Origin of the sequence: Pseudoalteromonas sp. SG43-4, from assembly GCF_014164325.1 — a bacterium.
GTDB classification, from domain to species: domain Bacteria; phylum Pseudomonadota; class Gammaproteobacteria; order Enterobacterales; family Alteromonadaceae; genus Pseudoalteromonas; species Pseudoalteromonas distincta.
In genome coordinates this window covers 1-2364 of record NZ_JACJFB010000041.1, presented here as the reverse complement: position 1 = coordinate 2364, position 2364 = coordinate 1, and the positions used below count along the sequence as shown (strand labels likewise).

Here is a 2364-nt window from a genome sequence, read left to right as displayed (position 1 = left end):
AAATACTTTATGCCTATGTCACCTTCAAATTGAGAACTATCTGAAACATTTTTTATGGTTGTGAAACTAACCAACAGAATTATCAGGCTACAAATTAGTAAGTTATTCATATGGCTCATAACGCCCGCTTAAGGGGCAGCCAACGCTACTACTAAGCTTCCGCATAACACCGTAATCACAAAAACCAACGCATAGTAAAATACCGCGCGTTGGCTGTCCCTCTTGAAGCGTTTGTTATGTTTTGGGCCAATTGGTACGATTTAGACCATAAACAGCATGATCTACAACTCGGCCATTCAAATTTTCTGCGCAACTGATTATGCCCTCAAGCGAGAAACCTAAACGTTCACATACATTACGACTTGGAATATTTTCGCTCGCTGCTGATATCTGAACCTTTTCCATATCAAATTCAGTAAAAGCCAAGTCGGTCAGTTTTAAAACTGACTTACTCACGATACCTTTACCTTGGTATTCAGAGCTTAACCAGTAGCCAATCTCTACTTTTTTCAGTTGACGGTTAATACTGTTAAAACTGATATTTCCAACCAACTTATCTTGGTAAATCATCCCACAAACTAAGGATTTTCCATCAGCATAATCATGCAATGAACTTTTGATAAAGCTAAGAAAAAACTCTTCATTGCTTGCATGAGGAGGCCAAGCTAACCATTGACTCAAATATTCTCGCTCTCGACTGACAATTTCAAGATAGGCCGAAGCATACTTGGGAGTAACCAAAGCCAGTTTCAGATCGGTATCAACATCCAATGTAAACATGATTTCCTCTTAAAAACATAACGCCCAGCTAAGCCGCCGGAACGGAGTTGATTGTTTTGTGCGAGCGTAGCGGAAAAGCACAAAACGAGCAACGCAGTGGAGGTCGGATTGAGCTGTTTGTTATGTGCGAGGCTCACGCTTGTTCCATACTAGTGATGGACACACCGTTGACGCATATTTTTGTGCTTCTTCAATTGACGAATATGCTCCTCCCTGAAAAGTAGAAGTATTTGAGTATGCGCCAATATGAAGACCATAAAACTCACCAAAACGATCCTCTCTAACGACAGGTTCATCTTCGTGGTCGCCAGAACCAGGCTTGAAATTAGTTTTAATAATATGAGCCTCCATATCTACAGCTTCATCATAGAGCCATTTCCCGCTAACAATTAGTTCTTCTACTATTTTGACCAATACTAACTCCCTAGCACATAACGCTTACATAAGCGGAAAATTATAGTTGGCTAAAATTTTGAGGAACGAAAAAGAGCCAACTGTAAATTTTCCGTTTGATGTTCTTGTTAGTTGCAAATAGTCAATTTAACCTTTGTCTACTTTTTGCTTTTTCTTGAGAGAAAAACCAAATACTGCACCTACCGCCATACCAAAAAGAACACCTAATAAAATATTCTGGATGATAATTCCTATTGCAACACCTATTGATATGCCAATAGCTAAACCAAACTTTATCGGGTTTTTTACCGCACCTGTTTTATTCCAATTACTCATCAGAGTTCCCTTTGCAACTAACGCTTTGCTAATGGGCAAATAATGGTTGGCTATAATGCGCGAAGCGCAGCCAACTGTTATTTGTCCTGTTGAGCAACTTGTTATATGCAACGGTGGTTGTAGCCAAACACTGCACGAAATTAAGTCACCCGTAATAATAAAACCTAACCGTGAACTTTTACGCTACACGCGAAAGGTTGAACAAAATTAATAGCGTTGCCACCTTTGAAAAAGGTAAAAGAGGCAACGCTTATTAATGCTGATACTTTCTAGTTTTAGTGTGAAACTACGCACTAAAAAGCACTTTACCTAAAGCTTATTTTTATTAGCATATAACGCTTTGCTAATGGGCAAATAATGGTTGGCTATAATGCGCGAAGCGCGAGCCAACTGTTATTTGTCCGTTTGAGCAACTTGTTATATGCAGCGGTGGTTGTAGCCAAACACTGCACGTAATGAAGTCACCCGTAATAATAAAACCTGACTGTGAACTTTTACGCTACACACGAAAGGTTGAACAAAATTAATAGCGTTGCCACCTTTGAAAAAGGTAAAAGAGGCAATGCTTATTAATGCTGATGCTTTCTAGTTTTAGCGAAAAACTACGTACTAGAAAGCACTTTATTTAAAGCTAATTTTTAATAGCATATAACGCCGCATTAAGCGGAAAATTATAGTTGGCTAAAATGTTTGAGGAACGAAAAACAGCCAACTGTAAATTTTCCGTTTAAATGCCTTGTATGGATAATAAACCCATAAATTAATTAATACTTTAACCAAGTTCGGGTAATGTGAGGCCCAAGCTTTGGCTGCAACCAAAGCCTTTTATACAGTAGTTCGATTGATTGAAGGCTC

Annotated in this window: 4 protein-coding genes; 1 reads left to right on the top strand and 3 read right to left on the bottom strand. The window is 38.7% G+C overall.

Annotated elements, in window-relative coordinates; genetic code table 11:
- Positions 1–234: 234 nt before the first annotated feature.
- From H5160_RS20035 to H5160_RS20025, 3 genes are all read right to left on the bottom strand, one after another.
- Complete coding sequence (locus H5160_RS20035) at positions 235–780, bottom strand: GNAT family N-acetyltransferase (RefSeq protein WP_013868587.1); 546 nt, start codon at positions 778–780, stop codon at positions 235–237.
- Between the two features lie 120 nt (positions 781–900).
- Positions 901–1131, bottom strand: a complete 231-nt coding sequence (locus H5160_RS20030; RefSeq protein ID WP_131692412.1) for a hypothetical protein — start codon at positions 1129–1131, stop codon at positions 901–903.
- A gap of 189 nt (positions 1132–1320) precedes the next feature.
- Positions 1321–1509 (bottom strand): hypothetical protein, encoded by a 189-nt coding sequence (locus tag H5160_RS20025; RefSeq protein ID WP_182712307.1) that lies wholly within the window; start codon positions 1507–1509, stop codon positions 1321–1323.
- Positions 1510–1564: 55 nt separating this feature from the next.
- Between H5160_RS20025 and H5160_RS20020 the strand changes: the two genes are divergently transcribed.
- Positions 1565–1720, top strand: coding sequence for a hypothetical protein (locus H5160_RS20020; protein WP_182738515.1), 156 nt, complete (start codon positions 1565–1567; stop codon positions 1718–1720).
- The last annotated feature ends 644 nt before the right edge of the window (positions 1721–2364 follow it).

Excerpts from the sequence above, each read along its gene's own strand:
- H5160_RS20035 (WP_013868587.1), bottom strand. The coding sequence starts at position 780 with ATGTTTACATTGGATGTTGATACCGATCTGAAACTGGCTTTGGTTACT.
- H5160_RS20030 (WP_131692412.1), bottom strand. The coding sequence starts at position 1,131 with ATGGAGGCTCATATTATTAAAACTAATTTCAAGCCTGGTTCTGGCGAC.
- H5160_RS20025 (WP_182712307.1), bottom strand. The coding sequence starts at position 1,509 with ATGAGTAATTGGAATAAAACAGGTGCGGTAAAAAACCCGATAAAGTTT.
- H5160_RS20020 (WP_182738515.1), top strand. The coding sequence starts at position 1,565 with ATGCGCGAAGCGCAGCCAACTGTTATTTGTCCTGTTGAGCAACTTGTT.